The organism is Cognatundibacterium curvum (genome assembly GCF_014284235.1).
GTDB classification, from domain to species: domain Bacteria; phylum Pseudomonadota; class Gammaproteobacteria; order Burkholderiales; family Burkholderiaceae_D; genus Undibacterium; species Undibacterium curvum.
The window spans coordinates 89,844-109,445 of sequence record NZ_JACOGD010000007.1; the positions used below are offsets into that span (position 1 = coordinate 89,844).

Annotated in this window: 19 protein-coding genes; 1 reads left to right on the top strand and 18 read right to left on the bottom strand. The window is 54.8% G+C overall.

Annotated features, from left to right (window positions below; all coding sequences use genetic code 11):
* Window positions 1–6: 6 nt before the first annotated feature.
* The 13 genes from gspF to H8K43_RS13950 form a co-directional block, all read right to left on the bottom strand.
* Window positions 7–1,227, bottom strand: a complete 1,221-nt coding sequence (gspF, locus tag H8K43_RS13890) for a type II secretion system inner membrane protein GspF (protein WP_186904405.1) — start codon at window positions 1,225–1,227, stop codon at window positions 7–9.
* 4 nt (window positions 1,228–1,231) lie between these two features.
* On the bottom strand, window positions 1,232–2,662 hold the full coding sequence (gene gspE / locus H8K43_RS13895; RefSeq protein WP_186904406.1) for a type II secretion system ATPase GspE: 1,431 nt from the start codon (window positions 2,660–2,662) through the stop codon (window positions 1,232–1,234).
* Between the two features lie 2 nt (window positions 2,663–2,664).
* Window positions 2,665–4,854 carry a type II secretion system secretin GspD gene (gene gspD / locus H8K43_RS13900; protein ID WP_230403962.1) on the bottom strand — a complete coding sequence of 730 codons (2,190 nt, stop codon included), beginning with the start codon at window positions 4,852–4,854 and terminating at the stop codon, window positions 2,665–2,667.
* Window positions 4,851–5,624 carry a type II secretion system protein N gene (gspN, locus tag H8K43_RS13905; RefSeq protein WP_186904407.1) on the bottom strand — a complete coding sequence of 258 codons (774 nt, stop codon included), beginning with the start codon at window positions 5,622–5,624 and terminating at the stop codon, window positions 4,851–4,853. Before gspN ends, gspD begins: the two co-directional genes overlap by 4 nt.
* 27 nt (window positions 5,625–5,651) lie before the next feature.
* On the bottom strand, window positions 5,652–6,155 hold the full coding sequence (gene gspM, locus H8K43_RS13910; RefSeq protein WP_186904408.1) for a type II secretion system protein GspM: 504 nt from the start codon (window positions 6,153–6,155) through the stop codon (window positions 5,652–5,654).
* Entirely contained in the window at window positions 6,155–7,408 is a 1,254-nt protein-coding gene (gspL, locus tag H8K43_RS13915) for a type II secretion system protein GspL (protein ID WP_186904409.1), read from the bottom strand. The genes gspM and gspL overlap by 1 nt, the downstream gene beginning before the upstream one ends.
* 7 nt (window positions 7,409–7,415) lie before the next feature.
* On the bottom strand, window positions 7,416–8,432 hold the full coding sequence (gspK, locus tag H8K43_RS13920) for a type II secretion system minor pseudopilin GspK (RefSeq protein WP_186904410.1): 1,017 nt from the start codon (window positions 8,430–8,432) through the stop codon (window positions 7,416–7,418).
* The gene (locus H8K43_RS13925) at window positions 8,432–9,127 is read right to left on the bottom strand and encodes a PulJ/GspJ family protein (protein ID WP_186904411.1); all 696 of its coding nucleotides are present in this window, start codon (window positions 9,125–9,127) and stop codon (window positions 8,432–8,434) included. Before H8K43_RS13925 ends, gspK begins: the two co-directional genes overlap by 1 nt.
* Window positions 9,117–9,503 (bottom strand): type II secretion system minor pseudopilin GspI, encoded by a 387-nt coding sequence (gene gspI / locus H8K43_RS13930; RefSeq protein WP_186904412.1) that lies wholly within the window; start codon window positions 9,501–9,503, stop codon window positions 9,117–9,119. Before gspI ends, H8K43_RS13925 begins: the two co-directional genes overlap by 11 nt.
* The gene (gspH, locus tag H8K43_RS13935; protein WP_408058547.1) at window positions 9,493–9,963 is read right to left on the bottom strand and encodes a type II secretion system minor pseudopilin GspH; all 471 of its coding nucleotides are present in this window, start codon (window positions 9,961–9,963) and stop codon (window positions 9,493–9,495) included. Before gspH ends, gspI begins: the two co-directional genes overlap by 11 nt.
* 3 nt (window positions 9,964–9,966) lie before the next feature.
* Window positions 9,967–10,428 carry a type II secretion system major pseudopilin GspG gene (gene gspG / locus H8K43_RS13940; RefSeq protein WP_186904413.1) on the bottom strand — a complete coding sequence of 154 codons (462 nt, stop codon included), beginning with the start codon at window positions 10,426–10,428 and terminating at the stop codon, window positions 9,967–9,969.
* A 206-nt stretch (window positions 10,429–10,634) separates the two neighbouring features.
* Entirely contained in the window at window positions 10,635–12,902 is a 2,268-nt protein-coding gene (locus H8K43_RS13945) for a xanthine dehydrogenase family protein molybdopterin-binding subunit (protein WP_186904414.1), read from the bottom strand.
* 70 nt (window positions 12,903–12,972) lie between these two features.
* The gene (locus H8K43_RS13950) at window positions 12,973–13,164 is read right to left on the bottom strand and encodes a DUF1289 domain-containing protein (RefSeq protein ID WP_186904415.1); all 192 of its coding nucleotides are present in this window, start codon (window positions 13,162–13,164) and stop codon (window positions 12,973–12,975) included.
* Between the two features lie 346 nt (window positions 13,165–13,510).
* On the opposite strand from H8K43_RS13950, the gene H8K43_RS13955 reads away from it, so the two are divergent.
* Window positions 13,511–14,113: a MarC family protein gene (locus H8K43_RS13955; protein ID WP_162020993.1), complete on the top strand. Its 603-nt coding sequence runs from the start codon at window positions 13,511–13,513 to the stop codon at window positions 14,111–14,113.
* Between the two features lie 178 nt (window positions 14,114–14,291).
* Here the strand turns inward: H8K43_RS13955 and H8K43_RS13960 are convergent, their stop codons facing one another.
* The 5 genes from H8K43_RS13960 to H8K43_RS13980 all read right to left on the bottom strand — a co-directional run bounded on the left by H8K43_RS13960 (window position 14,292) and on the right by H8K43_RS13980 (window position 19,579).
* A complete protein-coding gene (locus tag H8K43_RS13960) occupies window positions 14,292–15,587 on the bottom strand; it encodes a CaiB/BaiF CoA transferase family protein (RefSeq protein WP_186904416.1) in 1,296 nt (431 codons plus the stop codon).
* Window positions 15,584–16,258: an HD domain-containing protein gene (locus tag H8K43_RS13965; protein ID WP_186904417.1), complete on the bottom strand. Its 675-nt coding sequence runs from the start codon at window positions 16,256–16,258 to the stop codon at window positions 15,584–15,586. The genes H8K43_RS13960 and H8K43_RS13965 overlap by 4 nt, the downstream gene beginning before the upstream one ends.
* Window positions 16,259–16,266: 8 nt before the next feature.
* Complete coding sequence (gene recR, locus H8K43_RS13970) at window positions 16,267–16,863, bottom strand: recombination mediator RecR (RefSeq protein ID WP_186880578.1); 597 nt, start codon at window positions 16,861–16,863, stop codon at window positions 16,267–16,269.
* Window positions 16,864–16,865: 2 nt separating this feature from the next.
* The gene (locus H8K43_RS13975; protein WP_162020997.1) at window positions 16,866–17,192 is read right to left on the bottom strand and encodes a YbaB/EbfC family nucleoid-associated protein; all 327 of its coding nucleotides are present in this window, start codon (window positions 17,190–17,192) and stop codon (window positions 16,866–16,868) included.
* A 125-nt stretch (window positions 17,193–17,317) separates the two neighbouring features.
* A complete protein-coding gene (locus tag H8K43_RS13980) occupies window positions 17,318–19,579 on the bottom strand; it encodes a DNA polymerase III subunit gamma/tau (RefSeq protein ID WP_186904418.1) in 2,262 nt (753 codons plus the stop codon).
* Window positions 19,580–19,602 lie beyond the last annotated feature (23 nt).

Consider the following 19,602-nt stretch of genomic DNA (forward strand, 5'->3'; position numbering starts at 1 on the left):
TCCTTATCAGCGAACCAATTGATTGATCTCGATAATTGGCATCAGCACGGCCAAGACGATCATTAATACCACACCACCCATGGCGAGGATCAGCAGCGGTTCCAGCATATTAGCCATGGTGAGTGCGCGGCGCTCCAGATCCAGCTCCTGAGTATTCGAGGCACGTTCCAGCATGGCAGGCAATTCACCCGTCACTTCACCGGCCCGTATCATGTGTATCAGCATAGGCGGAAAATGCTTATGCGCTGACAAAGCACGCGCCAGGCTGACGCCTTCGCGCACGCTGTTGGTGGCCTCTTCTACCTGCAGGCGCATCGCCACATTGGACAAGGTTTCACGGCTGGTCTGCAAAGCCTTCAGTATCGGCACACCGGAGCCGGTAGTAATCGCCAGCGTGCTGGCAAAGCGCGCCGTGTTCAGGCTGCGTTCAAAACGCCCATACACTGGTGCGATCAGCAACCAGCGATGCCAGCGCATCTTAATATCCGGATCGCGTAATGCAACCCGCCACAGCGAATACGCACCAACCAGTACGATAGCCACCAGCCAGCCCCAGTTGCGCACAAAATCGGAAATAGCAAGCATCATCACGGTCAGGAAAGGTAGTTTTTGCTTGGAGTTAGCAAACACCGACACAATCTGCGGCACCACGTAAGTCAGCAAGAAAATCACAATCGCAAACGCGACCACAGTCACGATGGCCGGATAAGTAAATGCCAGCTTGACCTTCTGCACCAGCGCATTACGACGTTCGATATAGTCCGCCAGCTTGGACAAGACGCGTGACAAATGACCGATCTGTTCGCCGGAAGCGACCAGTGCCGTGTAGATTTCCGGGAAGTCATTGGCGTGCTGTTTCAAGGCATCCGACAAGGCGGAACCCGCCATCACTTCCGAACGCACCGACGCCACCAGATCGCGGATAAAGGTGCGCTCAGCCTGATCGAGCAAGGCCGACAAAGCCTGTTCCAGCGGCAGCCCAGCCTCCAGCAAGCTGGCTAACTGGCGCGTGAACATGGCCAGCTCTATGGTCGATAATTTATCGGCAAACAGTCCGGCCTTAGCCCCGGTCTGACCATCATTTTTTTGCTGTATCGCCTCGACCGTGACCGGCACCAGTCCCTGCGAACGCAAATCACTGCGCGCAGCGCGTGCACTGTCGGCATTGACCACGCCCTTGCTGACACTGCCTGCGCTGTCGACGGCTTCATATCGGAATGCTGGCACGGCCTTACTCCTTGGTCACGCGAAGTAATTCTTCCGGCGTCGTAATGCCGCTGGCTAACCAGCGCTCGCCATCTTCACGCATGGTTTTCATGCCATCTTTTTGTGCCGCAGCCCGGATTTCTGCCTCCGATGCCTGATGGTGAATCTGGGCCCGGATTTCTTCCGTGGTCTGCAATAATTCATACACACCAACGCGGCCCTGATAGCCGGTATGTCCGCAATGATCGCAGCCAACTGCATGCCATCTGCCACCTTCTTCGCGACGGCAATGGGTACACAGCTTACGCACCAGACGTTGCGCAACCACACCCAACAGCGACGACGATAACAGGAAAGGTTCTATGCCCATGTCCAGCAAACGTGTGACTGCTGCCGCAGAATCATTGGTATGCAGGGTGGCTAACACCAAATGGCCGGTCAGCGAAGCCTGCACTGCGATCTGCGCGGTTTCCAGATCACGGATTTCACCGATCATGATTACATCCGGATCCTGACGCAAAATCGCACGCAGAGCCTTGGCGAAACTCATATCGATACGCGCATTGACCTGGGTCTGGCCGACGCCCGCCAGTTCATATTCGATAGGATCTTCTACCGTCAGAATATTGGTGGTACCGGCATTCACGCGTGACAAAGCAGCATACAAAGTGGTGGTTTTACCCGAGCCGGTCGGCCCGGTCACCAGCACAATGCCATGCGGTTGTGCGATCAGCTTATCAAACTGATTCAACACATCCTGGCTCATACCCAGATGACCCAGATCCAGTCGTCCGGCTTCTTTATCCAGCAAACGCAGTACCGCGCGCTCGCCATGTCCGGTCGGCAGTGTGGAGACACGCACATCGACTGGCTTGCCACCGATACGCAGCGTGATACGGCCATCCTGCGGCAAACGTTTTTCAGCGATATCTAACTGCGCCATGATTTTGATACGCGAAATCAGCGAAGCATGGATAGCCTTACGTGGTCTGACCACATCCCGCAATGCGCCATCAACACGGAAGCGCACCACAGAAATCTGTTCAAACGGTTCGATATGGATATCCGATGCACCATCGCGCAAAGCCTGGGTCAGCAAGGCATTGATCATGCGTATCACTGGCGCATCATCGGCTGATTCCAGCAAATCCTCAACCGCAGGCATGTCCGACATCAGCTTGGCCAGATCCAGATCTGATTCGACCTCACCCACCACATCCGCAGCATCACCGCCAGAGCCCGCATAGGCCTTGGCGATCAGCGCAGCCAGCTCATCCTGTGACCGCAAGCTGTATTTAACTTTGCCAAACTTTCTGCCGACTTCAGCAATTGCTGTGGCCGGTGTCTTATCAGATAAAGAGATTTCCACCGGCGCTTCCGGCAAGGCCGTATCACGGCTGGCGAGTATAGAAAAATCACGCGCAAACCCGAATGGCAATAAGCGATTTTCCAGCATGATTATTTGCTTTCTTTATCAGCCTGTGGCGCTTGCTTAGTCTTCGCAGTATCAACAGGCAGCATCAGCTTACCCTTCTCCATACGCATAGAAAAATCCATCATATCGCTACTGCGACCAGGTGCCACCTGACCCTGTATGTAGTCGTAGCGATCCAGCGAGATGCTATTGCTTTGCTCTGCATTGCGCACCACGATAGGACGCAGGAATACCATCAGATTGGTCTTGCCGCGTTTAGCCGTCTGATATTTAAACAGATTACCAACCAATGGCAGATCGCCCAGCAAAGGGACTTTTTCATTGGTATCCGATGCATTGTCTTCGATCAGACCGCCCAGTGCCAGAATCTCACCATCCTCCACCAGCACATTGGTCGCAATAGAACGCAGTTTGGTAATCAGACCTGCTGCGGTCGTGGTCGCTGCGTCATCGACACTGGAGCTTTCCTGGTAGATTGCAAGCTTGACGGTTCCACCTTCAGAAATCTGTGGTTTGACGGTCAGTTTCAGACCAATTTCCTTGCGTTCTATGGTCTGGAAAGGATTCACGCCTGAGCCACCGGTCGAGGTAGAGGTCGTGAACTGACCGGTTACAAAAGGAACGTTTTTACCGACCACCATTTTCGCTTCTTCATTATCCAGCGTCAGCAGATTCGGCATAGACAGGATATTGGTACCGCTCATGCCCTGCAAGGCATGTGCGACTGCACCCAGGCCCAGTTTGCCGCCGATCTGGCGGAACAAACCTACCGTCAGACCATTGGACGGTGACGGTGTTTTGGATGTGGCGAGGCTCAGCAGATTATTGCCATCTTTGGTGAACACACTGCCGCCGCCGACGCGATATTTGCTATTGCTATCCCCGGTCAGGGCTGCCCATTGCACACCGAATTCATCGGCTTTATCTGCGGCCACTTCAACGATCAGTGCCTCGACATAGACCTGGGCACGGCGTGCATCGAGCTGGTCTATCACAGCGCGCAGATTTTTATACACCGCATCGCTGGCTGTAATGATCAGGGTATTGGTCGCTGCATCAGCCTGAATATATCCGGCGGCACCACCAGCCGCACCGGAGGCCGCGCTGTTGCTGCCGGAAGATTGCGGCAGGCCACCACCGGTCACGCCTGAATTCGAACCCGCATTCCCCAGCGAGAAGCCGGTACCTGTCTGCGCACCGGCACCAGCACCTGGCGTGCTAGCGCCAGTATTCGACAAGCCTGAGCTGGCAGGCTGGGCGCTGGTATCGCCAGTCACGATAGAACGCAGGGTCGCCGCCAGCTTCACCGCTTCGGCATTACGCAGATACACCACATGTACATTGCCCGGCAAAGTAGTAGGCTGATCCAGTTTCGCGACGATGGATTTCACCAGATTGGCACGCGCTACCGAAGGAGCTCGCAACAGCAAAGAATTGGTACGCGAATCCGCCATCAGTATGGTGCGGCCCGCATCAGGCGCACCGGCGCTATTTTCCGTCAGACGGGTCACCATCACCGCCAGATCACTGGCGATTGCATGCTTGACCGGGATCACATCCAGATCCACCGCAGCCGGTACATCCAGCGAGGCAATGATCTTATTCAGACGCTTCAGATTATCCGCATAATCGGTGATCACCACCGAGTTATTGCCAGGATTCGCATTGATGGTGTTGTTCGGCGAAATCAGCGGGCGCAGGATAGTCACCACATTCGCTGCCGATTCATAATTCAGGCGGTACACCTGGGTCGCAACCTGGTCGCCTTTGACGGATTCGGCACGCTCACCCTGGGTGGAACTGGTTGGGCCAGGCTGCAACTTGGCGTCGGCTTCCGGCACTACCTTATAAAAGCCATCGGCATACACCACCGAATAGCCTTGCAGGCGCAAGGTGGAAGTCAGCAGTTTGAAGGCCTGTTCCTTGGTCAGCGATTTTTCCGAGACCAGATTGATCTGCCCTTTGACGCGCGGATCGATGATGAAGGTCATGCCGGTGTAATGACCGATGGCTTTCACAACGGCTTCGATATCGGCCGCTACAAAGTTCAGATCAACGGTGCTGGCGGCGGGATTCTGTGCATACACCGGTGTCACCGCAAAGCAGGCTGCCACCAGCGCAGCGGCACTGGCCAGCGCAGATAACGGGTACTTAGGTTTGCATAAGGAATGGCTAATCATGGCTGCCTTGTTTTTTGTTGGATATGTTTTCATTTGAACTCTAACGCGATTACATCCTTGTCGCCGTCTTTGCGGCGCTGCCCCAGCAAATTCAGTAAATTTGCCAACTTTGCTTCATGCCCTTCTTGCGCCCAGGCTTTACCGGAAAACTGAAACCGGCCCCCTGTTACTGCGCCCTTACCACTTAACATCATCGGACCAGTGACGGTCACCAATCCCACATCCGCATTCAATCCATGCAGATCAAAGCGCATTTCATAACTGCCCAAAGGCTTGACCGGTGAAAGCCGCGATGCCATCCCGGTCATCATCAACTGCAACTGGCCATGCGCTTCGAGCTGATTAGCCGATCTGGAAAAACGCAGATTCTGCCAGCTCAGATGCATCTTACCGGTCGGGCCTATGGTATTCAAAGGAGCACCTAAACCCTCCAGGCGTTCCGTTGGCAATACCAGTACCGAAGGGCTCACATAAAAATCCGAAAAATTTCCGTTCAGTCTGAGCGCCTGCGACAGCGACTGGCTATTACTGAGTTCCACATCCAGCTGCCCCAGCAACAGCAAGGGCGAGATTTTCCAGCCAAAGCGGCCCGGAAACAGCGGCGTCACCAGACCATTTTTATCCGCTGCCACACCGACAAAAGCCGAACCATTCCAGAACGAGCCCTGTACATCACCCAGACTCAGGCGGCCTTTGCTTTGCTTTTCTAATGCCATACCCAGCCAGCTGGCCGGTAAAAAAAACAGGATGGTGATCAACACACTAAGCAGTGGGATCAACAACCAGACAATACGTTTCATCATGCTATTACCTAAATTACCTGTCCGCCATTACCGCGGATTGGCACGCTGCTGTCTGAGCGTCAGATTCACATTGACCTGCCCGGTTTCCGGCAAGGCATTCAGTTTGGCCTCATCCACCACCACACGCGCAGATTTTTGCAACTCGACCAGCCATTCCATCACATTGGCATACGACGCCGACTGTATCTGCAGACGCACCACTTCATCCACCACGCTCAGCGTCTGTGCTTTCATGCCGCGTGCACTCAAAGAATTTTCTATCGATTCACGGCTGACCGGTTCCACCATCTGATTCAGATTGGCGGCCAGTTGCGTGTACTGATTATTCATCGCCGTCATTTCAGCCAGCTTTTGACGATTTTGCGGTATCTCTTTTTGCAAACGGGAAACACCGCTTAAGGCCGGGTCGATCAGGAGTACGAACACCAAGGTGAGCACCAGCACCACGGCTGCCGCACTCAGCATTTTTTGCTCACGCGGATTACGTGCATTCCAGTACAGGAAAAACTGAGCCAGTAATTCTTTTTGCATTATTTTTTTCCTCCGGCGGAAATATGTAATACCCCATCGGAACCGGCTTCCATTTTCAGGGCTTGCTCAGCCAGTGCCTGACGTAATTCATCAACCGGAACGCCGGATACGGATTTGAGCTTCACATGCAAGACATGATCCTTGAATTCAACATAGGCAATGGCAGCACCTTTGCCCGCCATGACCCGGTCCCAGACCTGGGCGAACTGGGCATCCATGATGGCAAAATCATTTTGCGCAAACTGCCCGGACAGACGACGGGCCTGATCCAGCTTCTGCTCCATTTGCTTAGGCAAATCTGAGCTCAGGGTATCTTTTGGGAAGCTGGAGCGGTAAGTCTGTACGATGGCATCATTCATCGCCTTGGCTTCACGTTTCAGCGTGAACCATTCGAAATTCAGGGCGGCGATATTCAGCACGACCACTGCTGCGGCCAAACCCAGCGGCCAGCGCCAGGCAGCCCAGTCTATCGCTGGTTTGTGTAGCGCTGAAATATCCAGCATCAGATCTGGCACGCGTGCCGATACCGAAGCAAGACGACTGCTCCAGTTCAATGCTGCAAAACTCCAGTCAGCGCCCAGTCCTGTGCTTTGCGCGATGCTCTGCACTGCCTGCAATTCCTGCGCCGGCACCAACACATGCAGCGCAGTGCCGCCAGCGATCAGGTTCAGCATGCGTAAAGCGTCTTCGGTACTGGTATCGGCCAGACTCAGACCGGCACCGTCAAGCACGCCTTTTCTAAGGCTGATCTCGGTATAAGCATCGGCTGTTTCGAAAGCTGCACTGGCCGCATCCATAGCGGGTGCGGCTTCCAGCAGCAATTGGGCTGGAAAGGCAGTAATCTTGCGGACATTCCAATCTTTGACCAGATTCGCTGCGGTCTCCAGCCAGGCGCGGTCAGTCACAGCGACCTGCACCTTGCCATCAGTCACTTCACCGGCGACCATGGCGGCATCCGCCGGATCAGAACTCAGTTGTTCTTCGATCAGGTTCGGCAAAGCCTGTTTCAGCTTGGCGGCAGTCATGGGAGGCACAGCCACGCTGAGCAGACTGACATCTGACGCTGCCAGCAGCAACGATAACTGACGCGCACCGTCAGCCAGACTGCGCAATTGCGCCAGCGTCTGCTGCCCTTGCTGCATCAGTTGCCCTTCCGCTGAATACAGCGCAAAGGATAAAGGAGTGGTTAGCCAGTCGGGGCGGGATTGCGCCACACCCCTGGGGGGCAAAGAAATATACAGTGTACTTGCCATTTTTTATTTAGTTTTCCCTGACCCAAAGCACATTGGTCGTTGCATCATCCGCCCGCTCTATCAGCGCACTCACATCCAGAGCGGAACGGTTCATTTTCACTTTTCCATTCACTACAAAAAAATTGGTCCAGACCTGCGCATCTTTTTCCGTCATACCCTTGGCTTTCTCAGGAAAGCGGTTTTGAAAATCGGGTAAATCACGGAAGTAAGCACGGTCGCGGCTGGCGACGATCAATGCCGCATCACCCATGCTTACGCCGTCGATACGGGCGGACAACACTTCCGGTGGTGCGGTATTGAGATTAATCGGCGTAATTCCGCTGCGACGAGGCAGAACGGTGACATAGAATCGCAACTTGAGCAACATTTCCGGGGTAAATCCGGGCACAGACAACAAATCATCGACCTGCATAAAGCGCAAATACTGCACTTCAAATTGTGCATTGCCGGTTTGACTGGTAACAGTTTTATTCGGATCAGGCGGCGTACTGTCGGGTGCACCTTTAGGCACGACCGGTTTGCTCTGGGTTTGTGCCAGCACGGCCGCCGTGCGTTTTGCCAATTCCGGACTCATACGCAGATTCGTCAGCAAGCGCGCAAAAACCGCGACTTCCCTCGCATCTGCCATACCATCGGTGGCCAGATTATTCAGGTTATACAGCGCTTGCGCATCGACGATTTGCCCGGACAGACTGGCTTCGCTGGCCTCGGTATCGGCACGTCCGTTTTCCACGTATTGATCGAGCCGGGTATCTTCCAGCTTGACCGACCAGGGCTCACCCAGATGATCGACCTTGGCCGACTGGCGCGCGTCTTCGCGCAGGATCAGACGTGCCCAGTCGATGGCGCCACGTAATATCCATTTTTTTTGTAATTGCATGCGCTGATTTTCTATCGAGCGCACCTGTACCTGCTGTTCCCAGAACAGACTGGCGACAATCGTGATGGCGAGGGTGGTTAACAGCAGCGCTGTGACTACGGCCACACCGCTTTGCTTTTTCTGTCTTTTACGTGGTGTCGCCATCAGCTCGCCCCCAGCAAAAACACTTTAATCATAGGGGCGTCTCGCCCCTTTACTTGCAGCGAGACTTCCAGGCCTGACAGCTTCTCAGTTTTTGGACCTGCAGGTGTCGGCGGAAAGGCTGGATTCTGCGGCGTTTGACCGCCCGGATTCTGCACATCATTGCCACCAACGCGCCAACCGGTTTCGCCCTGCTTCCAGGTCCGCATTGCTATCGAATTCACGCCGGTTTGCAGGGTGATGACGCGCGCGCCATCGGTGTCGCCGACTGCACCTTCCCAATCGCGCTCCAAGGCTGTGATTTCGCGCCGTGGCGGCAGCTCACGCCGACCGAGTGCACCTTCTACTACGCTGTATGCGACCACCTGATAGCGGACTGGCTGCCCGTCTTCAAAAACGGAACGTATTAACACCAGCTTATTGCCGGCCGCATTGAGTACGCTGCGCCCCGGCAGCATCACGGCATCCATCAGATGCGCGCAGTCATTTTCCATTTGCGCAAAGGCCAGCTGTATGCCACGGGTCTGTGCCATTTCGGCATTCAAAGCCTGACGCGCACGCACGATGCTGTCCAGCCCGCGCCAGCCCAGCACGGCGACGATTGCCAGGATAGTGATCGCCACCAGTAATTCAATTAAGGTAAATCCGGCGCTGCGCCTGCGCGTGAGCTTGAGCTTGAGCTTGACCTTATAGGGCATTTGGCACCACCTGGGTCAGCTTGATAATACGGCGATCAGGCTTACTGATTTCAGTCACATAGACTTCAACCCGCCGGAATGAGGGATTCGGCGTGGCGATCACATGCTCTTCGCACATCAGCTTGAGTTCGGCTTGCGGACATTCAAAACTGCGCTCACCCAATGCCGGCCACTCGCGTGCGAGGCGGATTTGCGCCAGCCGGTTTTCTGCCGACCAGGTCGCCATCATCGCAGCGCGCAAATCGGCGCTATTCTGGGTCAGGCTGCCGATGGCGCGCAGGCTGGCACTCAGTGCCGTACCCACGATCACCAGTGCAACCAGGACTTCGAGCAGAGTAAAACCCCGTTGACGCGTAGACAAAGACTTACTCAACATTGAAATGACCTACTCCATCCGCCTGTATGCTGACTGAGGCTTCGCCTGAGCGCAGCGTCATTACAAAGGGCTTGTCCACCGGCTCGCGTCCAAACACAACACGTGCAGCCAGTGCAGTGTTGGCTGCAGGCGGGTCCATTAGCAATTCCATAGGAGAAACCTCAAACTGACGCTCGCGCAGCAGTTCATCTTTCAGCGGCGACCATTTCTGATCCTGACGTATCAAAAAACGGTAGGCAAACTGATCGGCTTCAAATGCCACCGGCAAATTGCGCAGTATGGCTTCATCACGTGCCAGTTGCAGCAAAGACGCAATGCGCTTGGCATCGGTTTCCAGACGCTGGCGCTCACTGGGCATGGCATTCAGGCTGACCATACCCAGCATGATGCCGGCGATCACCACCACCACCAGCATTTCAAGCAAAGTGAAACCACGTTGCCGGCGCAATACTGCTTTCACAGCTTACAGGTCCCAGGAACCGATATCCGCATTGATACCTGTGCCACCCGGCTGACTATCTGCCCCATAAGAAAACACATCGATCTCACCTTTCACACCTGGTGACAGATATTGATAAGGATTACCCCAAGGATCTTTAGGCATTTTTTCCAGATAGCCATCGGTTTTCCAGCCATTTGCAGCCGGGCCTGTGGTTGGTTTCGTCAGCAAGGCTTGCAAACCTTGCTCTGTGGTCGGATAACGCTGATTATCGAGGCGGTACAACTTTAAGGCTTGCATGATCACGGAAATATCCTGCTTGGCAGCAGCGATCTGCGCCTGATCAGTACGCCCCATTACTTTAGGCAAAACAACGGAAGCAAGGATGCCCATAATCACCACGACCACCATGATTTCAATCAGGGTAAAACCGGCCGAACGGCGACGTTTGGACAGCGAGACAGAATGCGATTGCGAAAACAACATATCAGTTCCTAACAGAAAAATTTCAGAATCCGTGTCAGCCAGTTGATACACAAACAGGCTGGCGAACAAAAAGTGCAAGGAAGTATAAAGCGTGATAATAATAAAGCTACAGGCTTTTCTTAAAAATAAAAAAAATTTCTTACCTGATCACATATATCGTTACTTTTCTTCCACCTTCCATCTGCATACTACGCCCTTAATCAGGCTTAACCCAGCTTTAAAGGTAAACTGCGCAAACGTTGCCCTGTGAGTTGGAATACGGCACTCGCCAGTGCCGGCGCCAGCGGCGGCACACCAGGCTCACCCACCCCTTCCGGCGCTTCGGCGCTGGGTATGATCACAGTTTCCACGACCGGCGCTTCATTCATACGCAGCACCGCATAATCATGGAAATTAGTTTGCATGACGCGCCCCTGCTCTATCGTGATTTCACCGTACAGCGCCGCACTGAGTCCAAAAATAACGGCAGACTCCATTTGTTGCGCAATTCCGGCGGGATTAACGGCAATCCCGCAATCAATCGCGCACACCACTTTATGCACCTTAATTTGCTTCGCTTCGACCGATACTTCCGCCACCTGGGCCACGATAGAGCCGAAAGAGCGATGTATCGCCAGGCCATGCGCGCGTCCCGCAGGCACCGCACCAGCCTTTTCCACCGCGGCATTCAGTACCGCCAGATGACGTGGCTGTTTTGCCAGTAACTGACGCCGGAATTCCAGCGGCGACTGTTGTGCGGCCGCAGCCAGCTCGTCAATAAAGCTCTCTTTAAAAAAAGCATTATGCGAATGCCCGACCGAACGCCAATAGCCGAGTGGAACCGGCGTAGGCACGATCACATGCGAGGTTTTCTGATGTGGCAGTGCATAGGCATGGTCGAATTCACCTTCGGCTGTGGTTTTATCCGGGCCCGCGCCCGGCACACCAAAGCTGCGCTGTAACACCTGATGCGTGACCGATCCGGATGCAGAACGGTTCAGATAAGCCAGCACCTGGCCCTGCGCATCCAAGGCGGCGGTAAAACGCGCCAGCGCCGCTGGCCGGTACATATCGTGAGCAGTATCTTCCTCGCGGCTCCAGACCAGCTTGACTGGCCGTCCTTCGGTTTGACGTGCGATCGCGACAGCCTGGCGTATCATGTCCACTTCCAGCCTGCGACCAAAGCCGCCACCCAGATAACACATATGCAGCTGGACTTTTTCACTTGCGATATTCAGCATACCAGCCGCGACTGCCACCGCAACACTGGGTACCTGAGTCGAGACCCATAAATCCAGCTGACCATCTTTCCACTGCGCCGTACAATTAATCGGCTCCATCGCCGCATGCGCCAGGAATGGTGCACGGTATTCGGCAGTGATCATCTTCGCGACCTGCTTGCTGGCGAATCCTGCCGCCACGTCACCATGTTCATAGTAGGTAAATCCGGATTCCCGCTCTAATTTTTCTGCCAGCTCCGCAAACACCCTGGCGCTGGATAGCTGGCTATTGGGCCCGGCATCCCACTCGATTGCAAGTGCCGGTATCGCCTGACGGGCCGCCCAGTAAGTGTCCGCCACCACCGCCAGCCCCGCATAGCCATGCTCACCGGCAGCGGCAGTCAGATCGACCACCTGCTTCACACCAGGCAGTGCCAGTGCGGCTTTACTATTCCAGGATTTAGGCTTACCGCCGATCACAGGCGTCAGGCTCAGGGCCGCAAATAACAATCCCGGCGGACGCGCATCGATCCCGAACTGCGCTTTACCATTGACCTTGAGTACCGCTTCACGACGTGGCTGCGGCGTGCCAATCAAACGAAAATCGGCTGGTTTTTTCAGTTGAATATGGGAGGGCTGCATGTTGACTGCCGTCGCAGCCAGTTCGCCATAGCTCAGTTGTTTGCCCGAGCTGTGCAAGACCTTACCGGCCTGAGTCGTGCATTCACTGAGCGCGACCTGCCAGCGCTGTGCGGCAGCGGCCAGTAACATGGCACGTGCAGTGGCACCCGCTTCCCGCAAAGGCTGCCACGCATCTTTTACGCTGGAGGAGCCACCGGTCACCTGCAACCCAAGTTCCCGTGCGGTTTTCAGGGTCATCCATTGCGCCACGCGCTTCAGGACGCCATCATCATCCGGATGAAATGGCAGCCCGTCGGCCAGCATGGCCATATTTCCATAAATTTTGTCGACAGGCGCAGCGAAAGGCGTGACGCTGCTCAGAGGCACATCCAGCTCTTCCGCCACCAGCATTTGCAATGCGGTATGGATGCCCTGCCCCATTTCGCTGCGATGCATGGCGACGCCAACCTGCCCATCAGCCGCGATGCGTATCCAGCCATTGAGTGCGATTTCGCCTTCATGCACAGGCAGAGCCTGACTACCCTTGAGTCGCTGACGTGGCGGCAGTACGCCCCAACCCAGAATCAGGGCACCGCTGATACCCAGACCACCCAGCAAAAAACGCCGGCGGCCAGATCTTGTTTTTTCTGTCATGATGAGTCTCCACACACCTTACCGGGTTTGATTTTTATACTCCGGTTCCTGCTGTTATTACGAAATGATGTCAGGTATTGCGACGCGGATATCCCTGAGCCAGGATGCGTTGCCAAACCTGTTCTTTTTGTGCCTCATCCATAAACACCCATTGCGCCACTTCTTCCACCGTACGGCCACAGCCACGACAAATATCGTCAAAGGTGGTGGAGCACACGGCGACACACGGCGTATCGGGCCTGGGTTGGATTTCTTTGTTCATACCTGTTCTCCTGCCCGCACAGAACCCGAGTTTTACTTACATGCAATAGCAACGTAATAGTAAAGCAAAGTTCTCAGTGCGGATAATTTCAATTTGGGGGCAATATTCTATTTTCTGTCACGCTATGCACTAATCTGCACGTGCTGGGCGGTTGACACCCGCTGCAATGCACGGGAGAATTCATGCTGTACTGCACAATTTCTCAAACTCTGACCGCACGGGCAGAGTCACAAGCAGCTCATTTCGCATTCATTAGCGCACATTTGGTACACATTTAGTACACATTTTTCCTGGCATGCACTAAGCTGCCTGGGGGAAAAGTTTTCATCTTTAGAAAGCAGCATCCATGGCCCAAGATTTTTTTCAAACCCTGATTTTACTGATATTGGTCACCGACCCCTTCGGTAACGTACCGATTTTCGTCGCTGCCCTGTCCCACGTCGCACCTGAGCGACGCTGGCGCGTGATTGTACGCGAATGTGGGATTGCCTTCGTGTTGCTGCTGTTGTTTATGTTTTTCGGTAAAAACTTCCTGACTGCTTTGCAGTTATCCGAGGTGTCTATCCGTATCGGTGGCGGTGTGATTCTGTTCCTGATCGCGCTGCGTATGGTATTCCCACAAGAAGGTGGCATCTTCGGCGATACCGAAGAAAATCATGAACCGTTTATCGTCCCGCTCGCTATTCCGGCCCTGGCTGGCCCTTCTGCACTGGCCACGGTACTGCTGTTTTCTTCGGATAACAATAAAGAAATGTTGGTACACCTCGGTGCACTGACTACGGTGGCTATCGTATGGCTGGTGGTGTTATTGGGTGCAGAACGCATGCAAAAAGTCTTAGGCGCACGCGTGATGACGGCATTCGAACGCCTGATGGGTCTGATCCTGGCTGCGATGTCGATAGAAATGCTGCTGGCTGGCTTCCGCGAATATGTGCGTACGCTGATCTAAGCACACTCAGTCTCAACAAACGGCCTGCTGCCGGGAACAAACAGTTCCTGCCAGCAGGCTTTTTTACCTAGTGATTAAAAGTGAAGTAACCCAACAGGAACAGCACTAGTGCGATCAGAAATTGTTTCCAGAATTGTTTGTTCATCATAGATTGTTCAGCCTTCTTCAATGGATATGATTAAATGACCTGATTGCTTTTGAACGCAGCGATTTGTTCGCTGCTATAACCCAGACTTTGCAGTATTTCTTCATTATGCTGCCCCAGTTGCGGCCCCAGCCAATTGGTGGCACCCGGCGTGACTGACAGTTTGGGTGTGATGGCTGGCAGCTTGACCGGACTGCCGTCGGCAAAGCTATGCTGCTCAAACATTTGCCGCGCCTGAAATTGCGGATCCTGCATCATATCCCTGACCGAGTAAATTTTACCAACCGGCACATCCGCCTGCTGCAGGCAAGCCAATGCGCTATCGATAGTCTGGGTGCAACACCATTGCTGAATGGCGGCATCAATCTCCGCGGTACGCGGCACCCGGCCATCGTTTCTGAGTAATTGCTGATCATAGGCCAGATCATCCCGCCCTATCGCCTTCATCAGACGGTGGAAAATCGCATCGCCATTACCTGCGATGACGATATTTTCACCATCAGCAGTGGTATAGGTGTTCGATGGCACGATGCCGGGCAAAGCACCGCCCGTGCGCTCCCTGACCACACCGGCCACATCAAATTCCGGCACCAGCGATTCCATCAGATTGAATACTGATTCATACAAGGCCACATCCACCATCTGGCCTTGCCCCGCGACACAGTCTGCGCCCTGCTTCCCGTTCCAGCGACCACCGGTCACATCACGATGCCGCAGCGCCATCATGGCACCGATCACACCATGCAAAGCGGCCACCGAATCGCCGATAGAAATACCTACCCGTACCGGCGGCCGGTCGGCATGACCCGACACATAACGCAATCCACCCATAGATTCACCGATCGCACCAAAGCCCGGTAAATCGCGCATGGGTCCGGTCTGACCATAGCCGGAAATACGCACCATGATGGTAGCCGGATTAATCGGCTTCAAATCCTCATAGCCGAGCTGCCATTTTTCCAGCACGCCAGGCCGATAATTTTCGATGATGATATCGGCATCCAGCGCCAGTTGTCTCGCGATCTGCTGCCCTTCATCTGATTTCATATTCAGCGTCAGGCTTTTCTTATTGCGTGCCTGCACACTCCACCACAGCGAAGTGCCATCTTTCAGCACCCGCCACTGACGTAAAGGATCACCCGCATCCGGCGCCTCTATCTTGATCACTTCAGCACCGAATTCGGCCAGCATACGCGCGCAAAACGGGCCCGCAATCAGCGTCCCCAGTTCCAATACCCGGATGCCGGCCAGTGGACCACGTGCTGTAGCGGTAGCGTCATGCGCCGCTTGCTGAGTCTGCGTCTGAGTCGGGGATTGAGTCTGATTCATGGCCAGGAAAAAAGTGTGAGCTGAGCGATTTCATGCGCGATATTGCGGCGTGCACTGTGCTCATATAAGTCGAAAAAAGTATCCGTAAAATACAGTCGCGGGCGCTCCAGAAATTGCTTAAGCAGCTTCTTGCGTCCGGCGCGATACAAGATGTCCGGCACCCAATCATATTCAGCCTGTATCGCTTGCGTGTAGGCCTGATAAACCTCAGCGCTCTGCCCCAGTATCGCCAGATCAAAGTCCAGGAATAAGGGCAGATCAGGTATAGCCACTTCAGTTTCTGGTACGCGATGCCCAGCCGTCGCCGCTACACATGCCACCACCGCATCAGTGATGGCGGCATCTGTGCCGAATTGGTTCAGCCAGTAACGCGCCTGCACCGCGCTCTGCGCCTCATTGTCCTTAGCCCGGGTATCGTAAATCACATCATGAAACCAGATCGCAGCGTCGACCACCAGCGGGTTGACCAGATGATCACTGTATTGGCGGGCATAGCGCAGCAAGGCCAGAAGATGAGAAAACTGATGATAGTGACGCTCAGGCTGCGCATAGTGTTGATACAGCCAGTCATGGCAGCTTTGCGCCTGCACGGGATCTGCCTGTAACTGCTGCATCAGCCCATCCCAGTAAGCTGACAACTCCTGCACCTGATCCTGGCTCAGTGACTGCATACAGAAAATCAGGTGGTACGCCGGTCCAGCATGGCACGCGCTATCGTGCCGGGATCGACATATTCGAGTTCACCACCAACCGGAACTCCACGCGCCAGACGGCTGACTTTCACGCCACGCGCTTTGAGTGTCTCGCTGATGTAGTGTGCGGTAGCTTCACCCTCATTGGTGAAATTGGTCGCCAGCACCACTTCCTGCACCAGGCCATTGGCAGCTCTGTGCATCAGCTTATCGAAATAAATATCCTTAGGGCCTATGCCATCTAGCGGCGACAAACGTCCCATCAGTACAAAATACAGCCCCTTATACATCAGGGTCTGCTCTATCATCATCTGATCGGTAGGCGTTTCCACCACACATAACTGACTGGCGTCACGTGATGGATCAAGGCAGGTTTCACAGATCTCGGTCTCTGTGAAGGTATTACAGGAGGCGCAATGCTGGATACGGTCAACCGCATTCAGCAAGGCATGCCCCAGTTCAGAGGCGGCCGCACGGTCGTGCTGCAGCAAATGATAGGCCATGCGCTGCGCTGATTTTGGCCCCACGCCGGGTAAGCGACGCAGAGCCTCAGATAAAGCTTCTAAACTGCCGTTTTTCTTCACGTTCAGAATGGCATTTTGAAACCAGGTGGCAAAGGCATGCCAGCCGTCAGTCCTGCCATTTTTTCCTGGCTGGTGGCTTCTGCTTTGCGAACTGCATCATTGAACGCTGCTGCGACCAGATCTTCCAACATATCTTTGTCATCAGCCAGCAGCGAAGGATCGATGCTGACGCGCTTTACATCATTTTTGCAAGTCATGACGACTTTGACCAAGCCTGCGCCAGCCTGTCCTTCCACTTCGATCAGCGCGAGCTGATCCTGGGCTTTTTTCATATTGTCCTGCATCGCCTGCGCTTGCTTCATCAGACCTGCGAGTTGGTTTTTCATCATAATGGATTCTCCTGCTTTTCAATTACTGGAATACTTGGTTAATCTGCGCGCACCAGTCAGTCTGCATCGGCGTTAAACCGAAACACGCTGCCGGAGGTGCGCTCTTTATTCTTCAGCGAAGACGCTCAAACCGGACGTACAGAACCCGTCACAATGCTGGCGCCGAATTCGCGCATCAGGCTTTGTACAAAGCCGTCATTCTGTATTGCCTGCTCCGCCTGCTGCTGACGCACTTCGCGCTGGGCAATCGCCTGCGCATTGGCAGTGAGTTCCACCGCACCGATCTGATGCTCGACCCTTACCGTTTTACCGAAACGTTCAGACAAGGCGGCACTGAGTTTATCCAGGCTGCCTGCCGACAGCAAAGTCGCAACCGGCACCCGCAACAGAAATACGAAGGCATTGCCATCTTCACGACAATTGATCAGCTCACTTTGCTGCGCCAATTGTTGTGCCACGCCGCGTACCGGTAAGCTGGCGGCCAGATCCGGCCAGTGACCATCCCAGGACAGCGCTGCAACCGGCGCGCGCCATAATACACGATCCCCAGCCAGCGGCTCAAGCACAGCGGGCTGAACCAGCGGCGCTTCTTCGGGCGCGCTTTCAGCCTGAGCCTGCGGTGCATGATTGACGCTGGCTGCAGGCACTGACCTGACTGGTCTGGCAGCTGGCTGAGCGACAGCAAACATAGGATCATCATCCCAGGGTGGCGGCATATCATCGAGACCAACCGGCTGTGCACTGGCCTCTATCTGCTGCGCAGTCAGAGGAACACTGGGCACAGGCGCTACAGCTGCAGCGGGTGTGGCTGGTGTAGCTGGTTTAGCCGGTAAGGGTGCTGAGACTGGCGCAACGGCGACCGGGGCGACTACTGCAGCAGGCTGAACCGGAGTAACTGCAGCCGCCGGTGCAGCGACCACTGACTCAGGAGCTGCTGTTTTAGCTGCACCGGCTTTACCACTGGCAGCACGCGCTGCGGCCAGTGCGGCCATCGCCGGACTCATGGGCTTAGCTGCGGGTGCGCTTGCTGCCACAGGTGCTGCTGTATTCGTAGAGACGGAAGACGGTGCTATGGATGATGCTGAATTCGCGCCGGGCGCAACAGGCGCCTGCACCGGGACTGCGGTTCTCGCGGCAGAGGGTGCCACCAGATTAGCTACGGCTGCGCCACCGCCAGGTTGTGCTGCCCTGAGTGCAGCCTGTGCCGGTGAAGCTGAGCGTGCACCCGTGGCAGGACCGGAGCCCGATGGTGCAGTTGGTGCTGCCGGTGTTGGTGACGAAGCCGGAATCAGACCACTGCCGTCGATAGGATGGAAAGCCAGCATACGCAACAGCGTCATGCTGAAACCCGCATATTCATCGGGTGCCAGCGCCAGCTCATTTTTCCCATGCACCGCAATCTGATAAAACAGCTGCACCTGCTCTTTTGAGAATTGCTGCGCCAGGCGCAGGATATGTTCACGTTCCGGGAGATCATCCGGCACCGCCGACGGCACCATTTGCGCTACCGCGATCTGATGCAGCAAACTGCCCAGATCCTGTAAAGCTGATTTATACGACAGGCTGCGCGCCGCCATTTCATCCGCCACATCGAGCAAGGCTTTACCATCACTGATGGCTAAGGCATCCAGCAGGCGAATCAGATAGGATTGATCCAGTGCGCCCAGCATGCCCTGCACCGCTTCCAGACTGACTTTACCGGCCGCGTAAGCAATCGCCTGATCGGTTAAGGACAAGGCATCGCGCATGGAGCCATGCGCACCCTGCGCCAGCAAGCGCAGCGCAGGTGCTTCAAATGCGATCTGCTCCTGTCCCAGAATATTTTCCAGATGGCCTACGATATGCCCCGGCGGCATCTGCTTGAGATTGAATTGCAGGCAGCGCGACAAGACCGTGACCGGGATTTTTTGTGGATCAGTCGTAGCCAGAATGAACTTCACATGCTCAGGCGGTTCTTCCAGCGTTTTCAGCATGGCATTGAACGCATGATTGGTCAGCATGTGCACCTCGTCTATCATATAGACTTTGAAGCGCGCATTGGACGGTGCGTAAATCGCCTGCTCCAGCAGGGAAGCCATTTCATCGACACCGCGATTGGATGCCGCATCCATCTCGATATAGTCGACAAAGCGCCCGGCATCAATTGCAGTACAGGCTTCGCACACACCACAAGGCTGAGCGGTAATGCCTTTTTCACAGTTAAAGGATTTGGCCAGTATGCGCGACAAGGTCGTTTTACCGACTCCGCGGGTACCGGTGAACAAATAGGCGTGATGCAGACGCTGCTGCTCCAGTGCATGCGTCAGGGCACGGACAACGTGCTCTTGCCCCACCAGCGTTTCAAAGCTTTTGGGACGATATTTTCGGGCGAGAACTTGATAAGACATCCTGCGATTTTACCCTATTTGGT

Coding starts and splice junctions, on each gene's coding strand:
- gspE (WP_186904406.1), bottom strand. CDS start 2,662: ATGCTGGAAAATCGCTTATTGCCATTCGGGTTTGCGCGTGATTTTTCT.
- H8K43_RS13955 (WP_162020993.1), top strand. CDS start 13,511: ATGGCCCAAGATTTTTTTCAAACCCTGATTTTACTGATATTGGTCACC.
- gspL (WP_186904409.1), bottom strand. CDS start 7,408: ATGGCAAGTACACTGTATATTTCTTTGCCCCCCAGGGGTGTGGCGCAA.
- H8K43_RS13975 (WP_162020997.1), bottom strand. CDS start 17,192: ATGATGAAAAACCAACTCGCAGGTCTGATGAAGCAAGCGCAGGCGATG.
- H8K43_RS13945 (WP_186904414.1), bottom strand. CDS start 12,902: ATGACAGAAAAAACAAGATCTGGCCGCCGGCGTTTTTTGCTGGGTGGT.
- gspN (WP_186904407.1), bottom strand. CDS start 5,624: ATGATGAAACGTATTGTCTGGTTGTTGATCCCACTGCTTAGTGTGTTG.
- H8K43_RS13980 (WP_186904418.1), bottom strand. CDS start 19,579: ATGTCTTATCAAGTTCTCGCCCGAAAATATCGTCCCAAAAGCTTTGAA.
- H8K43_RS13950 (WP_186904415.1), bottom strand. CDS start 13,164: ATGAACAAAGAAATCCAACCCAGGCCCGATACGCCGTGTGTCGCCGTG.
- H8K43_RS13925 (WP_186904411.1), bottom strand. CDS start 9,127: ATGCCCTATAAGGTCAAGCTCAAGCTCAAGCTCACGCGCAGGCGCAGC.
- gspK (WP_186904410.1), bottom strand. CDS start 8,432: ATGGCGACACCACGTAAAAGACAGAAAAAGCAAAGCGGTGTGGCCGTA.
- gspI (WP_186904412.1), bottom strand. CDS start 9,503: ATGTTGAGTAAGTCTTTGTCTACGCGTCAACGGGGTTTTACTCTGCTC.
- H8K43_RS13965 (WP_186904417.1), bottom strand. CDS start 16,258: ATGCAGTCACTGAGCCAGGATCAGGTGCAGGAGTTGTCAGCTTACTGG.
- gspM (WP_186904408.1), bottom strand. CDS start 6,155: ATGCAAAAAGAATTACTGGCTCAGTTTTTCCTGTACTGGAATGCACGT.
- gspG (WP_186904413.1), bottom strand. CDS start 10,428: ATGTTGTTTTCGCAATCGCATTCTGTCTCGCTGTCCAAACGTCGCCGT.
- gspD (WP_230403962.1), bottom strand. CDS start 4,854: ATGAAAACATATCCAACAAAAAACAAGGCAGCCATGATTAGCCATTCC.
- H8K43_RS13960 (WP_186904416.1), bottom strand. CDS start 15,587: ATGAATCAGACTCAATCCCCGACTCAGACGCAGACTCAGCAAGCGGCG.